At 39.8% G+C, this 16,485-nt stretch carries 15 protein-coding genes; 4 read left to right on the top strand and 11 right to left on the bottom strand.

What is annotated here, in order from left to right:
* Nucleotides 1-2: 2 nt before the first annotated feature.
* The 6 genes from B9A58_RS08635 to folP form a co-directional block, all read right to left on the bottom strand.
* The gene (locus B9A58_RS08635; protein ID WP_084372351.1) at nt 3-476 is read right to left on the bottom strand and encodes a GNAT family N-acetyltransferase; all 474 of its coding nucleotides are present in this window, start codon (nt 474-476) and stop codon (nt 3-5) included.
* 67 nt (nt 477-543) lie between these two features.
* Entirely contained in the window at nt 544-1,371 is an 828-nt protein-coding gene (locus B9A58_RS08640; RefSeq protein WP_245827041.1) for a toxin-antitoxin system YwqK family antitoxin, read from the bottom strand.
* A gap of 135 nt (nt 1,372-1,506) precedes the next feature.
* Nucleotides 1,507-3,399 (bottom strand): molecular chaperone HtpG, encoded by a 1,893-nt coding sequence (htpG, locus tag B9A58_RS08645; RefSeq protein WP_084372353.1) that lies wholly within the window; start codon nt 3,397-3,399, stop codon nt 1,507-1,509.
* Nucleotides 3,400-3,591: 192 nt separating this feature from the next.
* Entirely contained in the window at nt 3,592-4,083 is a 492-nt protein-coding gene (locus B9A58_RS08650; protein WP_084372355.1) for a DUF4293 domain-containing protein, read from the bottom strand.
* A 66-nt stretch (nt 4,084-4,149) separates the two neighbouring features.
* Nucleotides 4,150-5,055, bottom strand: a complete 906-nt coding sequence (gene cdaA / locus B9A58_RS08655; protein WP_084372357.1) for a diadenylate cyclase CdaA — start codon at nt 5,053-5,055, stop codon at nt 4,150-4,152.
* Nucleotides 5,052-5,897, bottom strand: coding sequence for a dihydropteroate synthase (folP, locus tag B9A58_RS08660; RefSeq protein ID WP_084372359.1), 846 nt, complete (start codon nt 5,895-5,897; stop codon nt 5,052-5,054). The genes cdaA and folP overlap by 4 nt, the downstream gene beginning before the upstream one ends.
* Nucleotides 5,898-5,974: 77 nt before the next feature.
* Between folP and B9A58_RS08665 the strand changes: the two genes are divergently transcribed.
* The 3 genes from B9A58_RS08665 to B9A58_RS08675 all read left to right on the top strand — a co-directional run bounded on the left by B9A58_RS08665 (nt 5,975) and on the right by B9A58_RS08675 (nt 8,106).
* A complete protein-coding gene (locus B9A58_RS08665) occupies nt 5,975-6,526 on the top strand; it encodes a DUF1599 domain-containing protein (protein ID WP_084372361.1) in 552 nt (183 codons plus the stop codon).
* A 92-nt stretch (nt 6,527-6,618) separates the two neighbouring features.
* The gene (locus tag B9A58_RS08670) at nt 6,619-7,710 is read left to right on the top strand and encodes a BT_3928 family protein (protein ID WP_084372363.1); all 1,092 of its coding nucleotides are present in this window, start codon (nt 6,619-6,621) and stop codon (nt 7,708-7,710) included.
* Nucleotides 7,711-7,755: 45 nt separating this feature from the next.
* Nucleotides 7,756-8,106, top strand: a complete 351-nt coding sequence (locus B9A58_RS08675; protein WP_084372365.1) for a DoxX family protein — start codon at nt 7,756-7,758, stop codon at nt 8,104-8,106.
* 8 nt (nt 8,107-8,114) lie between these two features.
* Here the strand turns inward: B9A58_RS08675 and B9A58_RS08680 are convergent, their stop codons facing one another.
* Genes B9A58_RS08680 through B9A58_RS08700 form a run of 5 tightly spaced genes read right to left on the bottom strand, consistent with a single transcriptional unit; the run spans nt 8,115 to nt 15,516 of the window.
* Nucleotides 8,115-9,356 (bottom strand): hypothetical protein, encoded by a 1,242-nt coding sequence (locus tag B9A58_RS08680; protein WP_084372367.1) that lies wholly within the window; start codon nt 9,354-9,356, stop codon nt 8,115-8,117.
* A gap of 56 nt (nt 9,357-9,412) precedes the next feature.
* On the bottom strand, nt 9,413-10,807 hold the full coding sequence (lpdA, locus tag B9A58_RS08685; protein ID WP_084372369.1) for a dihydrolipoyl dehydrogenase: 1,395 nt from the start codon (nt 10,805-10,807) through the stop codon (nt 9,413-9,415).
* Between the two features lie 47 nt (nt 10,808-10,854).
* On the bottom strand, nt 10,855-11,205 hold the full coding sequence (locus tag B9A58_RS08690) for a four helix bundle protein (RefSeq protein ID WP_084372371.1): 351 nt from the start codon (nt 11,203-11,205) through the stop codon (nt 10,855-10,857).
* A 33-nt stretch (nt 11,206-11,238) separates the two neighbouring features.
* A complete protein-coding gene (gene odhB / locus B9A58_RS08695; RefSeq protein WP_084372373.1) occupies nt 11,239-12,759 on the bottom strand; it encodes a 2-oxoglutarate dehydrogenase complex dihydrolipoyllysine-residue succinyltransferase in 1,521 nt (506 codons plus the stop codon).
* A gap of 36 nt (nt 12,760-12,795) precedes the next feature.
* A complete protein-coding gene (locus B9A58_RS08700; protein ID WP_084372375.1) occupies nt 12,796-15,516 on the bottom strand; it encodes a 2-oxoglutarate dehydrogenase E1 component in 2,721 nt (906 codons plus the stop codon).
* Between the two features lie 228 nt (nt 15,517-15,744).
* On the opposite strand from B9A58_RS08700, the gene B9A58_RS08705 reads away from it, so the two are divergent.
* A complete protein-coding gene (locus tag B9A58_RS08705) occupies nt 15,745-16,482 on the top strand; it encodes a 30S ribosomal protein S16 (protein ID WP_084372377.1) in 738 nt (245 codons plus the stop codon).
* Nucleotides 16,483-16,485 lie beyond the last annotated feature (3 nt).

Here is a 16,485-nt window from a genome sequence, read left to right on the forward strand (position 1 = left end):
AATTACTCTTCTGAATTGACTGACAAGCGCATCTTCACCATGTGCTTTTTGAAGCCTGCTTTTTCATAGGCTCGCACAGCAGGTACATTGTCTTCATAGACTTCTAGTCTGATTTCATTGACTCCTTTGGATCGACTCCAAAGTTTTAGTTCGTCTAGTATTTGTTTTATGATTCCCTTTCCTCTTTGTTTGGGATCAACAAACATGAAGCCCAGATAGGCATATTTTTCATGTCTCAGGTATTCTTTGGCACTTATTATATTGGCATAGCCAGATGCCACTACTACCCCTTCCACTTCAGCTACTATGACTTTGGCATGATCAGAGGCTATAAGTGCTTTCAGGTCATAATAATTGATGTGACCGGATTTTAAAGTTGGGTCAAATGGGCGTTCGGCTTGGATAATGCCTTGCTCAAATTCATAAAGAGTGGGTAAATCAGCATTTGTTGCTAAGCGTAAAGTAACTGGAGTCATTGGGTAAATTTAGTACGTCAGTAGATTACGTACAGAGACTCAAATGGATGCAGGGTCGGAATTTTATTTAATCTTCCCTTTCGTATATCAATTTTCCACGCTTATCCCATTCACGTATGATATAGGGTCTGAATTCGTCGTCAAATGGATCTTTAGAATAGACAATCTCCCGCTTTCTGCGATTTCGAATATCATAATATTCTCGCCAAAGGCCTACTTTATTGTCAAAGTGATACTCCCCCATTGCCGCCAGATTACCACTTTTATGAAAAGCATAATAGTTGCCTTCTTTCTCTCCAAAGTGAACAGGAATGATTTCTTCTATTTGTTTCGTCTCCTTATTGTGATAGGCCACCAAAGACTGTTTTGGCCAGCCTTTATAATACTTTTCTTTTGACTGAAGAATATTATGCTTATTCCATGTAGACCAGCGTCCGTGCTTGGTACCCATATAGAATATACCCTCTTCAATCACCTGATCGCCAAGCATTTTTTTGTACGGGCCATGCAGAATGCCAGCATTGTCTTTATCTATCTTTCTAGACTTGATGATTTTTCTCTTTCTGAAATCATACCAGTAGACATCTCGAACGTACGGAACAGGATCTTCATAAACCTTTAGTACTGAAAACAGTTCTGTTACCGTATTTCCTCCAAATCCCTGTCGGGTAAATGCCTTTCTGGTCTTTTTGCCATAAAACACATTCCGCTTAGGTTTTTTCTTTTTTATTTCAATGACATCCTCTGGATCCTTTGCATCCAAATCCACAGTAAGGGGCTTCTCATATTGGGTCTCAAAATCATCATCAGTATAATCCTGACCTTTTGCAAAGGAGACTTGCAATACCAGAAGCAGAAACAGAACATATTTTACAGTAGGTTGTGTCATTGTCATATCGCAACGAGGATCATTTACAATCATTGCCAAATTCAAAACTAAATATATGTGGGCAATTAAAAAACTTGCCCAGGCCACAAACAAAAATAGCCATGAGTTTTCACCCATGGCTATTCCTTTATATCACTAAACTTACTCTGCGCTAATCGCTACAGAACGCTTGATAAAGCTAGTCAAGGCTGCACCTTCCAACAGACCCTGAGAAAGCAAAGCCAAGTCATAAGCCTGACGAGCCAATTGCTCTTTATTTTCAGCCTTCTTCGCTTTCAATATTTTTGAAACCAATGGATGGTTAGCATTGATTGCCACAGTATACTGATCTGGCATATCACCCATCATCATCATACCTCCACCACCTTGCTTCTGCATATCCTTCATTCTTCTCATGAATTCAGGCATAGTCACAATCACAGGCATTTCGTCAGCAGCCAATGATTCTACATTTACTGTTGAGTTCTTGTCATTGATAGCCTTCTCAAAAAGCGCCTTGGCAGATTCTTTTTCTTTATCAGAAAGTACAGATTCTACCTTTTCGTCTTTGTCGATCAGTTTGTCTGCCGTCTCGGCATCTACACGTTTCAATTGTGTTTTTTCTAGCTTATGTTCCAGTGTACCAATAAAATGGCTATCCAATGGCCCATCGAATTTCAACACATCATAAGATTTATTTTTAACTGACTCTATAAAAGCATGTTGCTTGGCTGGATTAGTCGCATAGAGATAAACCAGATTGTCATCTTTGTCTTTTTGAAGGGCGGACGCCTTCTCTTTGTACTCATCAAAAGTAAAGAACTCATCATCTGTATTTTGTAGCAGAGCAAAGTCCTTTGCTTTATCATAAAACTTCTCATCGCTCAGCATGCCATACTTCACGAATAGGCCAATGTTTTCCCACTTGTCTTCAAAGGCTTTTCTGTCCTTTTTGAATAGTTCGGCCAATTTATCAGCTACCTTCTTGGTGATGTAGGTATTGATCTTTTTTACTGCGCCATCCGCTTGCAAAAAGCTTCTTGATACGTTCAGTGGAATATCTGGAGAATCAATCACGCCATGTAGTAACATCAAAAATTCCGGAACCACATCTTTCACCTCATCAGTGATAAACACCTGGCGAGAATATAGTTGGATCTTATTTTTCTGAAGTTCTAACTCATTCTTCACTTTTGGGAAATAAAGAATTCCAGTCAGGTTGAATGGATAATCTACATTCAGATGAATCCAGAATAATGGCTCCTCAGACATTGGATACAACTCTCTGTAGAAAGCCAAGTAATCTTCGTCTTTCAACTCGGCTGGAGACTTGGTCCAAAGCGGAGTCGTGTTATTGATGATGTTATCTTTCTTTACTGTCTTGTACTGTGGTTTTCCATCTTTGTCTTCACCATCAGGTACGCTCTGATCCTTCTGTCCAAACTGGATTTCTACGGGCAAGAATTTACAATACTTGGAAAGAATTCCCTGCAATCTAGCTTGATTCAAGAATTCTTCAGACTCTTCATTGATATGAAGAATGATATCTGTTCCTCTTTCTTTTCTGGTACCCTCAGTGATCTCGAATTCTGTACTACCATCACAAATCCAATTAGCTGGTTCTGCGCCTTCTACGTGAGACAAAGAATTGATCTCTACCTTATCTGCAACCATAAAAGCAGAATAGAAACCTAGTCCAAAATGACCAATGATCTGCTGTTCGTCACCCTTGTCTTTGTATTTCTCTACGAACTCAGTAGCACCAGAAAATGCAATCTGGTTGATGTATTTTTTGATGTCATCAGCTGTCATTCCGATACCTTTATCCGAAATGGTGATGGTCTTTGCTTTCTCGTCAAAGTTCACTTCGACTTTCAAATCGCCAAGTTCACCATTGTACTCACCCATACCAGATAACTGCTTCAGTTTTTGAGAAGCATCTACTGCGTTGGAAACTAATTCTCTCAAGAATATTTCGTGATCTGAATAAAGAAATTTCTTGATGATGGGAAAAATATTCTCGGTGTGAATCGAAATATTACCTTTCTCTTGCATGATATATTTTTATTTAATGAATTAAAGTTTGATCGGACAATGTCCAGTAGTGGGCTGATTATCAAATGCCATTCCAAACACTTGAAAAAAGAAATCCGTGACAGGATGTCAGCGGATTAGGATTTTTTGACAGTTTGGTGGGTTTAATTTTTTCCAAAGTTTCAGCACTTTAGAAAAGTTACTCCAGATTATTTATCTGATACGATCAGCTGATCTGACCAATTTTTCGTCTCTGCGGATGAAACGGTTAGACAGCAAATTGAAAAGCAAGGCGGACACTCCCAAATAAAAAGCAAATAAATAATTGCCCTGTTGTGTGGGAGCGACTAATCGCTCAGCTTGATAGACGTGATAAACTATCAAGCCCATAGCACCTCCCATAAACAATGAATTCAAAGCTCCTAACTTCATTTGCAACAGACGATCATTGTATCGGGAAATAGAATAAAGGGCTACTACAGCTGCCAGCACAGCCAAGATGGCTATATAAAAGGTTTGACCTTCAGTAATTACGGCTATTTCACCTGTCTCAATATCTTTTTTGGTATGTGAAAATTTTAATGCAGTCAATTCTACCAATTCACTTTTCTCACTATCCAACTTATTCCAAATCGGAAAAAACAACATGGTAATCATACAGGCAGCAACACCAAATAAAAATATAGACTGAACTCGTTGTATCATAAGACTTAAAATTTGGGCAAAAGTAGGGAATTGTATTTCAATACCTAGACTTGAAAAAGGAGATTTTTAATCTAACGACAACTCAGATTTGGTAGCTTCATCTTTGCTGGCTTTTTCTTTTTGATCTGGCTTGATCGCCTTGGCCATCAAACTTTCATTTTTGGATTCGTCTAAGTTGCTCAGGTATTCGTTGATTCGTGCGCGAATTTCTTGTGTAGACAAGTTGTATTCGAACTCTCCACCCCTTGCGACAGTGAGTTGTCCAGTTTCTTCGGACACAATTACGACCAGAGAGTCTGTGGTTTCTGACATACCCAGTGCCGCGCGATGCCTGAGGCCAAATTGGGCGGGAATATCGTCTCGTTCTGACACAGGTAGTATACATCTGGCGGCCACCACTCTGTTGTTATTGATGATAATCGCTCCGTCGTGTAAAGGAGATAGCTTATTGAAAATAGCTAAAATCAGCCTCTTGGAAATCTTGGCTTCTAACCTGTCTCCAGAATCTGCAAAAAATTTAAGTTCTGAACTCCTCGAAAATACGATGAGTGCTCCCGTGTTAGAGCCAGCCATATTCTTAATAGCATCAATGATTGGAGATACATCCAAGTGGTTTTTGTCGTACTTTTCGTGCCAAAACTGTTGGACATTTTTGAGGATATTACCTTCTTCAAAGACAGTTGTTTTTCCCAAAAGCAATAGGAATTTTCTGATTTCCTGCTGGAACAACACAATGACTGCTATAACCCCAACGCCCATAAACTGACCCAGTATGATACTCAAGAGTTCCATATCCACAGCCTTTACCACCAGGTAGATCAAATACAGAAACAGGAAACCCAGAAAAATCTTGATGGCCACACTTCCTTTCATGAGCTTATACACGTGGTATAAGAAAAAGCTCACAAAAAGAATGTCGAATACATCAACCCATCCTATTTCTAAAAACCCAATTTGAAATCCTAAAATCATTTTTTGTTCTTTGTCATTGCTTCGTAAAGCTTGATGGTCTCCTTGGCTTCTCTTACATCATGTACTCTCAATACAGAGGCTCCATTCATCAAGCATGCCATATTAAGTGCCGTAGTTCCATTGAGTGCCCGATCAGGTGAACTCTCAAGTTCTTTAAATATCATGGACTTTCGAGATACTCCACACAGTATGGGTACGCCCAATATACGCAGCAGTTCTAACTTATTTAATAACTCAAAATTTTGTTCTTTAGTCTTTGCAAAGCCAAAACCTGGATCAATAAGAATATCCTTGACCCCTCTGCTTCTCAGTTCTTTGACCTTCGCATTAAAATAATCAATAATCTCCGAAACCATCTGATCATAGTCCGTAAGATTCGCCATGGTTTGCGGATTGCCTCTCATGTGCATCATCACATACGGCACATTAAGCTCCTCTATCAAATCAAACATACCCACATCAAGATTGCCAGCTGAGATGTCATTGACCATACAAGCTCCATGTTCTATGGCGCCTTTGGCCACTGTGGCTCTAAATGTATCAATGGAGATGATCACCTCAGGAAAATGCTTGAGTATGGCATCTATGCCCGCAACAGCAGCATCCCACTCCTCTCGCATCGGAATATCTGTGGCGCCAGGTCTGCTTGAATATGCCCCTACGTCCAAAATATTAACACCTTCATTAACCATCTTTTCCACCTTGGTCAACAAATCACTATCTGACTTGATCTTGCCCCCATCATAAAATGAGTCTGCCGTCAGGTTGATAATGCCCATTACCTTAGGCTCAGATAGGGCCATAAGTTCTCCTTTGATATTTATGAATTTGGACTCAGTCATTAATTTCTGAAATAATTTGTTGCCAGCTATTTACGCCTTAATTTTAGCCGCTCAATTCAATAAAATCGGACGAAATAGTGGAAGAAAAAACGGTAGGCGAATATACAGAAGTTATAAAGGCTTGTAAAGACATTTTCGAAAAGAAAACCAAGGACTACGGCACGGCTTGGCGGATTTTGAGAGCTTCTTCACTGACAGATCAGATTTTCATTAAGGCCAAAAGAATCCGCTCCATTCAGGAAAAAGGGGAGCAAAAAATACAAGAAGATATTGCTGGGGAATTTGTAGCTATTATCAACTATTGTATCATGGCCATCATGCAGGTTCGCATGAATGGAAATGAGGGAATGGAAATTCCGTATGATAAACTTGAGCCCTTATATTCGGGTATAGCTGATGAGACCAGAGATTTGCTAGCCAATAAAAATCATGACTATGATGAAGCCTGGAGAGATATGCGTGTATCGTCCATGACTGATATCATTCTGATGAAAATATTGAGAACTAAGCAGATTGAGGACAATCAAGGAAAGACTTTGATCTCAGAAGGTGTAGAAGCCAATTATCAAGACATGATCAACTACTCTGTTTTTTGTTTGATTCTTATGGGCTTCACAAACAAGAATTAGTTATGCTAACTGTTAAAAACTTGTTATTGTCGAATGACTCAAAAAAGACCATCAGATAGTTCATTAACTTTAGCTTCTAAAATAATCAGTATATGAAATTAGCATTGACCCTTGTAAGATTTTTTGTAGGAGGACTTTTCATTTTCTCTGGATTGATCAAAGTAAATGATCCTGTAGGAACAGCGATCAAGATGTCTGAGTATTTTGAAATATTCTCTCTTGAGATCGCCAACTTCTTTCACTACTTTGTCCCTTTGGCTCTTCCTATTTCCATTTTCATGGTGGTATTGGAAGTGGTATTGGGTATCGCCTTAATCTTGAACTACAAACAGAATTGGACGCTAAAAGCGCTGCTGGCCATTATCGTATTCTTCACATTTCTGACAGGCTGGTCGGCTATTACGAATAGTGTAACAGATTGCGGCTGCTTTGGTGACGCCATCAAACTAACACCATGGGAGTCATTCATCAAAGACCTTGTCTTGGTGGTGATGATCCTGTTTTTGTACCTGAGCCAGCATGATCCACAATCTGAGGCAGCCGAAAAAAGGGGACATTTTCTTGTTGGGGGTTCGTTAGTACTTTCTCTGGGCTTAGCCATTTATGCAGTGGCTCATTTGCCTTTCGTAGATTTTAGAGCGTACAAAGTTGGCAACAACATTCCCACAGAGATGCAACCCTCTGCTGAATACATCTATGAGTATGTGATGGAAAAAGAGGGAGAAGAGTTCAAATTTGAGGCCTACCCTACTGATCCTTCTTTCACATTTGTGGCCATGAACCATCTCAACCCCGAAGCTGCTCCGAAAATTACAGATTTTGGCGTTTGGAATGATGACGGAGATTTTACTTCTGAGGTATTTGTTGGAAATAAGCTATTTGTGATTTTGTACGACGTTTCGAAATCGGATAAATCCAGCATAGTTGAAATCAACAATCTCATAAAAGCATTGGGAGACCATATTGAAGTCTATGCCCTGACTGCATCTGACGGCTCTACTTTTGAAACATTCCAAAAAGAAGTGGGATTAGATATTCCATATTACTACACAGACGCTACTGTATTAAAAACCATTACTCGATCAAACCCTGGATTGTGGTTGCTATCCAATGGCACAGTAAAAGGCAAGTGGCACTATAATGATGTTCCCAATTATAGTAAAGTGTTGGATTTGGTGGAGTAACAAAATTGGTTTGAGCTTTTTATTTGACTATATTATTTACTCAATATGAAAAGAGACAAAATCATTTACTGGGTTGCCACCGGGTTAATCTCTATTATGATGCTCATGTCTGGAGGAATCTACTTAGTCAACACGGAAGAAGTCACTAGTGTCATTGAAGGATTGGGGTTCCCTGGTTTTATCACGCTCCCCTTAGGAATTGCTAAACTGATTGGAGTAGTCATTATTCTGACCAGAAGACCGACTCGCCTGTTGGAATGGGCTTATGCTGGTTTCTTTTTTGATTTTATACTTGCCTTTATGGCGCATTGGCATGCCAACGATGGAGGACATGATCTCGCAGCAATTGCCTTGGTACTTTTAATGATCTCCTACTTCTTTGAAAAAAGAATTTAAACTTGTCACTAATCTAAAGTTTCCGCATCATTAAGTCTAATAAATAAAAATTTAACCCACCCTTCTTGAATATTTGAATATTCAATTAATTCATCACTTTTGTCCTTCCATATAATCTTTTCAACCACCTTTCCATCACCTAAAACACTATACTCACTAGACCATATCCATGAAATTTCAGCGGTATAGATCAGCTCTGAAGTAGCGTCATAGAATTTAACGATTGAGACTCCAGTATCCCCGAGCTGATGATTTTCCTCTCCGTACTGGAAATATTTTGTGGTTCCATGTCCAACTTTTAAAAGCTCTCCATTTGATATCTCATAAAATGTATGCTCTAAAAGAGAGTCGTCTGTCCACTTTATGAGATAACAAAAATTAATTTCTCCTTCAAAATATTCGGATGGATAATAGTTGTATTGGTAATCGTAAAGCATTCGAAGTTTTAGTTTATTACCGTATACACTCTCCTTCTGTATTTTATCATCTTTAAACAACAGCTCACGGTAATAATCTCCATATTCGAACCTAGTAAAGGAATCACCATGGTCGGAGAAATTATTTCGTTTGATTAAGACATTCTTACTGTCATATTCAAATGTATAATAATACGAATTTAACTCACCGTTAAAAGATGTAGAATACTTAGTAAGCAATTCTTCTTGATATTCGAAAAAAGCTTCGAAATACGATCCTTCTGACTCCGTTCTAATTTTAATCGTATTTTTATCTTCATCGTAGAAAAAGAAATGATTTTCTACCCAATATTCATTTTTTTCCTCAATGCGCTCAACTAAGCCTTCAGAATTATGTCTTATGGTCAGGTCAGAGATTTGACCATAATCAGTTGATATTTTCACTTTTTCAATTAGTCCATCCTTGTCGTAATTAAATAAATAATATATTGGATAGTCTCTTCTTGAACTTTCATCATAAGAAATAGAAACTGATGATGATATAAATCCGTCATCACTGACTGAATGCTCAAATACCTCCACCTCTTCTCCGATCTCACCCAAGTATTGGATATTTCTTGAACTTCTTATCAGTCTACCTTTATCGTCATATTCATGTCTAAACTCGCCCTCGTAAGTAGGGGATTGGTATCCAACAATTCTATATATGACTCTATGAAAGGATCTCAAGAATTTCTCATTATCCAACTGTGGTGGTAATGTTTCGTTGTCATCACAAGAAGAAAAGAAAATAAATACAAAAAAGAAAAGTAATTTAAGTCTAGATTGGTTCATGAGTATAGTTTTATCAGCCACAAATTATAGGAGGATACATGTTAAACACTAACCTTTTACATATGAATCGGCCCTGCATCTGTTGCTGCCAAGCATGCTTCCTTCACGGCTTCCATGTAAGTCGGGTGAGCATGTGACATTCTGGAAACATCTTCTGCAGACGCTCTAAATTCCATGGCCGTCACACCAGCGGCAATCATATCTGCTGCCCTAGCACCAATGATGTGAACACCTAAAATCTCTTCCGTGGTTTTGTCAGCCAAGATTTTCACCAATCCGTCCGTATCCATACTGGCTCTGGCTCTACCTAGGGCTTTGTATGGAAATGATCCTACTTTATACGCTTTGCCAGCTTCTTTCAGTTGTTCCTCTGTTTGTCCAACTCCAGCCACTTCTGGCCAAGTGTAAACTACCCCTGGAATCAGGTTGTAATTGATATGCGGCTTCTGCCCTGCCAATTGCTCAGCTACTAAAACTCCTTCCTCTTCCGCTTTGTGAGCGAGCATAGCCCCCTTCACCACATCGCCAATCGCATAGATATTATCAGCCGAAGTCCTCAGATGATCGTCCGTTTCAATACGCCCAGCTTTGTCTGTTGTGATTCCAACATTCTCTAGTCCAAGTCCATCAGTATACGCTCTTCGCCCAATAGACACTAGGCAATAATCGCCTTTGAGCTCAACTACCTCCCCATTGGGGGTATCGGCTTTCACGGTTACATTCTTGCCTTTGACTTCTACGCCAGTCACTTTATGCTTGAGGTAGAATTTTACTCCTAGTTTCTTCAAAGACTTCGTCAATTCTTTAGACATGGTACTGTCCATTCCTGGAATAATTCTATCAAAGAATTCTACAACAGAAACGTCGGCACCCAGTCTTTTGTAAACAGAACCCAATTCCAATCCAATCACACCACCACCAATGATTATCATGTGTTTGGGAATTTCTTTCAACTCTAGTGCCTCGGTACTTGTGATCACTCTTTTCTTATCAATATTGATGAAGGGTAGAGAAGATGGCTTTGATCCTGTCGCTATTATTACCTTGTCTGTTGAAATAGTTTCTTCCTTTTCGCCCGCTACTTTAATAGTGTTTTTGTCAACAAACGAGCCATGACCATGAAAAACATCAATTTTGTTTTTCTTCATCAAAAACTGAATACCGTCAGTATTTGCCTTTACCACATCACCCTTTCGGGCAATCATTTGTTTGAAGTTTACCTTTGGAGCAGGAATATCAATCCCGTGCTCTTTGAAGGTATGTTCGGCATTGTGAAAATGCTCAGACGAATCCAACAAAGCCTTGGAAGGAATGCAGCCCACATTCAGACAGGTTCCTCCTAATGTATTATATTTTTCTACTATCGCAGTTTTGAATCCTAATTGTGCACATCTGATAGCTGCTACATAGCCCCCAGGGCCGGATCCTATTACCGTTACGTCGTATTTCATAATTTTAGTATATGGTACTAAGTATTGAGTACAAAGTACAGTTCGTCTTATTTTAAGGAAGTCATCAGGCCAAATAACATTCGATGGATTTCATCTATGTTTTGGGTTAGAACTTCTTGTTTTTCATTTTTCAGGTAACCAATTCTTGTTGAAATCTGGATTTGAGTATTTAACTCGAAAAGAGAACCTGTTGCAATCGATAAAAAATGGGCAAACTCCTTTTTTGAAGTGCGTCCACTACCTTCTGCAATATTTGAAGGAATTGAAACTGCACATCTTCTAATCTGGCTAATCAAACCGAACTTTTCGTCATTTGGAAAACTTTTCACCACAGCATAAACCTCTTCAACAAGATCCATTGACTTTTTCCAAACTTGTAAATCTTGATATCGATTCATTCTAAAACTTTGTACTTTAGACTTTGTACTGTTTTAAATTCCTAACATCAATCGAGCTGGATCTTCAAGCAACTCTTTTATCCTTACCAAGAAACTTACAGACTCTTTACCGTCAATAATTCTATGGTCGTAAGACAACGCCAAGTACATGATTGGTCTGATTTCAACTTGTCCGTTGATAGCCACTGGTCGTTCTACAATATTGTGCATGCCTAAAATGGCCGACTGAGGTGCATTGATAATAGGTGTAGAAAGCATAGAACCAAAGATACCACCATTGGTCACAGTAAATGTTCCACCCTGCATCTCGTCAATACTCAATTTGTTGTCTCTGGCCTTTTTAGCTAGTCTTACCACTTCACTTTCTACTTGATTGAACGAAAGTGATTCTGCGTTTCTGATTACTGGCACCACCAAGCCTTTAGGAGCAGATACTGCTATTGACACATCACAAAAATCATTATATACAATCTCATTGCCATCAATCTGTGCATTTACTGCTGGCCATTCTTGCAGGGCTTGACAAGCTGCTTTGATGAAGAAAGACATGAAACCCAAGCCGACCTCATACTTATCCTTAAAAGCATCTTTGTATTTTTTACGAAGGTCCATGACTGGCTTCATATCTACTTCATTGAAAGTAGTCAGCATAGCTGTTTCATTCTTTACAGAAACCAAACGCTTTGCTACCGTCTTTCTCAATGGAGTTAATTTCTTTCTGGTTTGTTCTCTACCACCACCAAAAGCTGGAACCGCAGGAGCAGTTTCTTTAGCTGGGGTGCTAGCTGCAGCAGGAGAAGATTTTTGAGCTGCTTGTGCGTCATCCTTTGTGATTCTGCCTCCAACACCAGAACCCACCAAATCGCCAGCTGGAATGCCCTTTTCAGCCAAAATCTTAGCCGCAGCAGGAGATGGGTGTCCAGCTGCGTAACCTGGAGCTCCAGTTGGGGTTTCTGCTGTTACCTCTGGAGTGGGTGCTGCCGCAGGTGCAGATGCCACTCCGGCCATCACGTCAATTTTACATATCAGTGCACCTATTTCGATTGTATCACCTTCTTGAGCTACTATTTTGAGAACACCACGAGCTTCGGCAGCCAATTCGAAAGTAGCCTTGTCTGACTCAATTTCAGCAATTGGCTCATCGAGTTCCACTACATCACCATCTTGCTTCATCCAAGCACCAATAGTTACCTCAGTAATTGACTCGCCTACAGTAGGTACTTTCATTTCTAAGGTCTCTCCAGTTTTTCCTCCATCAGATGATGCTGGTACAGATTCGATTTTAGCAGTAGGTGCTGATGATAAGGCTCCTGCACCTGCAGCAGTTTCATCAATAGTACAAACGACCGTACCTATTTCTATAGTTTCGCCTTCTTCTACTTTGATAGTGAGAATTCCAGCTGCCTCAGCATTGAGTTCGAAGGTTGCTTTGTCTGATTCCAGTTCGCAGATGACTTCGTCCATTTCGACATAATCGCCACTCTGCTTGGTCCATTGCGAAACCGTCACTTCGGTTATCGATTCACCAACGGTTGGTATTTTAACTTCAATCATTTCTTTATTATTAAATTTTTTAAGTCTCGTTTGATATTACAAAGTGAAGGCCTGATTTACCAAGTTTTCCTGCTCTTGCTTATGAACCTTGGAATAACCAGTCGCAGGTGAAGCCGCCGCCTTTCGCGAAATCACATCTTTCGTCACCTCTCTGAATACTCTCAAAATAAATGACCAAGCACCCATGTTTTCTGGCTCTTCTTGTACCCAGTAAACCATGTCTACTTTGTACTTTTTCAGTTCAGCCAAAACTTGTTTTTTCGGAAATGGATGCAACTGCTCTACTCTAATGATCGCCACATCCTTACGCTTATCTGCTTGTTGCTTTTCTAGCAAATCAAAATACACTTTGCCATTGCACAACAGCACCTTTTTGACCTTTTTAGGTTCTGCATAATCGTCGCCAATTACTTCTCTAAATTTACCTTTGGTAAATTCTTCCATTTTAGACATTACCAATGGATGTCTGAAAAGAGATTTTGGCGACATTAGAATGCAGGGCATTCTAAATGGCATCGCCAACTGTCTTCTGATCATGTGGAAATAATTCGCTGGTGTAGTCAGGTTACAGATATACATATTGTTCCCCGAAGCCAGCTGCAAATAACGTTCAGGTCTAGCGTTAGAGTGCTCTGGGCCTTGGCCTTCGTATCCATGCGGCAATAGAAGTACAAGTCCATTCATTCTCCTCCACTTGGTGTAAGAACAAGAAATAAACTGATCTACCATCACTTGGGCGCCATTGGCAAAATCTCCGAACTGCGCTTCCCAAATTACAACTGCATTTGGATCAGCCATGGCATAGCCAAACTCAAATCCCATACAACCAAACTCTGAAAGTAAAGAGTTATATATCTTAAAGTCTTTCTCACAACCTTCAATATGATCCAAGAAACTATACGCCTCATTGGTGTTCATATCTCTTACTACAGCATGTCTATGCGAGAATGTACCGCGCTTGGTATCCTGACCAGAAATCCTAACCGTGTTATTATCCAGGAGCATAGATCCATAAGCCAACATTTCAGCAGCTGCCCAGTTGAGTTCCTTTTTATCAAAGAACATCTCCTTGCGCTGTTTCAACACCTTTTCAATTTGTTTCAATGGTTTGAAACCTTTTGGCACTTTAGACATTGCTTCGCCTACCTTTTTCACTGTATCCAATGAAATCGAAGTGTCAGGCGACTGATCAAAATCTTCTGGCTTTGAAAGTCTCATTTCTGAGAATTCCTTTTCACTTTGTTGTAAAGTATAAGGAAGCTTGTCCTGCTTCACTTGATTTAAGCGATCTTGCAGCTGTGCCTTAAATTCCTTATCCATTGACTTGGCCAATCCAGCATCAATATCTCCTCTATCAATAAGCGATTTATTATAAACCTCTCTAGGATTCGCATGCTTCGAAATCAGATTGTATAAAGAAGGCTGAGTGAATTTCGGCTCATCTGACTCATTGTGGCCATGACGTCTATAGCACACCATGTCAACGAAAATGTCTCTCTTGAATTTCTGGCGGTATTCAACAGCCATTTTCATACAGAACACTACAGCTTCTGGATTGTCACCATTTACGTGTAGCACAGGCGCATCAACCGTTTTAGCTAAATCTGTACAATAGATACTCGATCTTGCTTCATCAAAATCAGTAGTAAATCCAACCTGGTTATTAATCACAAAGTGGATCGTACCACCTGTTGAGTATGCATCCAACTTCGACATTTGCACCAACTCATAGCCAATTCCCTGGCCTGCTATCGCAGCGTCACCATGAATTAAAATCGGCATGATCTTCGAATTATCATTCTCATATAGACCATCAATTTTAGCTCTTGCAAACCCTTCTACAACTGGGTTTACTGCCTCCAAATGAGATGGATTTGGTGCCAATTTCAAATCCACTGTATGACCCTTTGGAGTCACGATCTGAGATGAGAATCCCATGTGATATTTTACATCACCATCACCCATAGTTTGATCAGGAACGTACCCACCTTCAAATTCATTGAACACTTGCTCATAGGTTTTTCCCATAATGTTTACCAGCACATTGAGTCTGCCTCTGTGAGCCATACCCATTACGACTTCCTGCACTCCTAATTCTGCACCTTTGTTGATAGCAGCATCAAGGGCGGGGATTGTGGTTTCACCACCTTCAAGTGAGAATCTTTTCTGACCTAAATATTTTGTGTGAAGGAAATTTTCAAAAACAACTGCTTCATTAAGCTTAGATAAAATTTGTTTCTTCTCTTCAACAGGTGGATTGAAGTTAAGCGCTTCTCTTTCCACCTTCTCTTTGAACCATTCCAGAATATTTGGTTTTCGGATATACATATATTCGAACCCCACTGTTCCCTCATAAATATCTTTAAGAGAAGCTACAATCTTCTTCAGTGAAGCCTTCCCTATTCCAATGATATTTCCACATTCAAATTCGGTATCAAGATCTTCCTTGGTCAACCCAAAATCCTCAATATCCAAAAGTGCTCGTCTATCCTTTCTTTGCCTAACTGGATTCGTATCCGATTTTAAATGTCCACGCGATCTATACGCATGAATCAAATCACGTACAGCGAGTTCCTTATTCGAAACAGCACCTGTGCTTGCTTCACCATTTTCACCATATTTTTGAAGAGAGAACTCAAAGCCTTCAAAGAATCGTTGCCATGAAACGTCAACAGAATTGGGATCGGCTTTGTAAGATTGGTACATATCGTCAATCACTCCACTGTGTGCATTGGCGATATAAGAATATTTATCCATTTGCTAATTTGTCTTTGCTGGCACAAATATAGTCCTCACATCAAACAATCAAAAACCGTATAATCGTTTATCAAATTATATTAATTTAAACCCATCCAGAGTACTTTTAGATATTCTAATAAGTTATTGTCTAGTTCATTTTTAATTTATTCATAAAAAAACACTACATTTGCGGACTTTTTAATACAAGTGGACGTGATCCGCAACATTTAAACTATACCATATAAAATGGCAGTAAAAATTAGACTAGCCCGAAGAGGGCGAAAAAAACAGGCAATTTACGATGTAGTCGTAGCAGACGCCCGTGCGCCACGTGATGGCCGATTTATCGAAAAGCTAGGTTCGTACAACCCCAATTCAGATCCTGCATTCATCAGCATTGATGAAGACAGAGCATTTAAGTGGGTAATGGACGGTGCGCAGCCTACTGATACCGCGAGAGCAATTCTTTCGTACAGAGGTGTGATGTACAAAAAACACTTACAAGTAGGTGTAAATAAAGGTGCAATCACCCAAGAAGATGCCGACAAGAAATTCGAAGCATGGATGACTGAGAAAGAAAGCAAGGTTCAAGGAAAAGTTGATAATTTGGCAAAAGCCAAAGATGAAGCTAACAAGACCAAGCTAGAAGCTGAGGCTAAAGTGAATGCAGCAAGAGCAGAGGAGATCGCTAAGAAAAGATTAGCCATTGAAGAAGCTGAAGTAGCAGCCAAAGCTGAAGCTAGTGCCGAAGAGGCTCCAGCAACTGAAGAAGCACCTGCAGCCGAGGCAGCAGCTCCAACAGAGGAGGCGCCTGCAGATGAAGCAACTCCAGAAACTCCAGCAGTAGAGGAGAAAAAGGAAGAAGCTCCAGTAGCAGAGGTGAAGGAAGAAGCACCTGTATCAGAAGCTAAAGAAGAAGCACCTGCAGTGGAAGAAAAACCAGCTGAAGACGCTTCAAAAGAAGAAGAAAAAGCCGCTGAATAATTT

Source organism: Reichenbachiella faecimaris (assembly GCF_900176375.1).
Taxonomy (GTDB): Bacteria; Bacteroidota; Bacteroidia; order Cytophagales; family Cyclobacteriaceae; genus Reichenbachiella; species Reichenbachiella faecimaris.

Coding starts and splice junctions, on each gene's coding strand:
- B9A58_RS08635 (WP_084372351.1), bottom strand. CDS start 476: ATGACTCCAGTTACTTTACGCTTAGCAACAAATGCTGATTTACCCACT.
- B9A58_RS08640 (WP_245827041.1), bottom strand. CDS start 1,371: ATGACAATGACACAACCTACTGTAAAATATGTTCTGTTTCTGCTTCTG.
- htpG (WP_084372353.1), bottom strand. CDS start 3,399: ATGCAAGAGAAAGGTAATATTTCGATTCACACCGAGAATATTTTTCCC.
- B9A58_RS08650 (WP_084372355.1), bottom strand. CDS start 4,083: ATGATACAACGAGTTCAGTCTATATTTTTATTTGGTGTTGCTGCCTGT.
- cdaA (WP_084372357.1), bottom strand. CDS start 5,055: ATGATTTTAGGATTTCAAATTGGGTTTTTAGAAATAGGATGGGTTGAT.
- folP (WP_084372359.1), bottom strand. CDS start 5,897: ATGACTGAGTCCAAATTCATAAATATCAAAGGAGAACTTATGGCCCTA.
- B9A58_RS08670 (WP_084372363.1), top strand. CDS start 6,619: ATGAAATTAGCATTGACCCTTGTAAGATTTTTTGTAGGAGGACTTTTC.
- B9A58_RS08675 (WP_084372365.1), top strand. CDS start 7,756: ATGAAAAGAGACAAAATCATTTACTGGGTTGCCACCGGGTTAATCTCT.
- B9A58_RS08680 (WP_084372367.1), bottom strand. CDS start 9,356: ATGAACCAATCTAGACTTAAATTACTTTTCTTTTTTGTATTTATTTTC.
- lpdA (WP_084372369.1), bottom strand. CDS start 10,807: ATGAAATACGACGTAACGGTAATAGGATCCGGCCCTGGGGGCTATGTA.
- B9A58_RS08690 (WP_084372371.1), bottom strand. CDS start 11,205: ATGAATCGATATCAAGATTTACAAGTTTGGAAAAAGTCAATGGATCTT.
- odhB (WP_084372373.1), bottom strand. CDS start 12,759: ATGATTGAAGTTAAAATACCAACCGTTGGTGAATCGATAACCGAAGTG.
- B9A58_RS08700 (WP_084372375.1), bottom strand. CDS start 15,516: ATGGATAAATATTCTTATATCGCCAATGCACACAGTGGAGTGATTGAC.
- B9A58_RS08705 (WP_084372377.1), top strand. CDS start 15,745: ATGGCAGTAAAAATTAGACTAGCCCGAAGAGGGCGAAAAAAACAGGCA.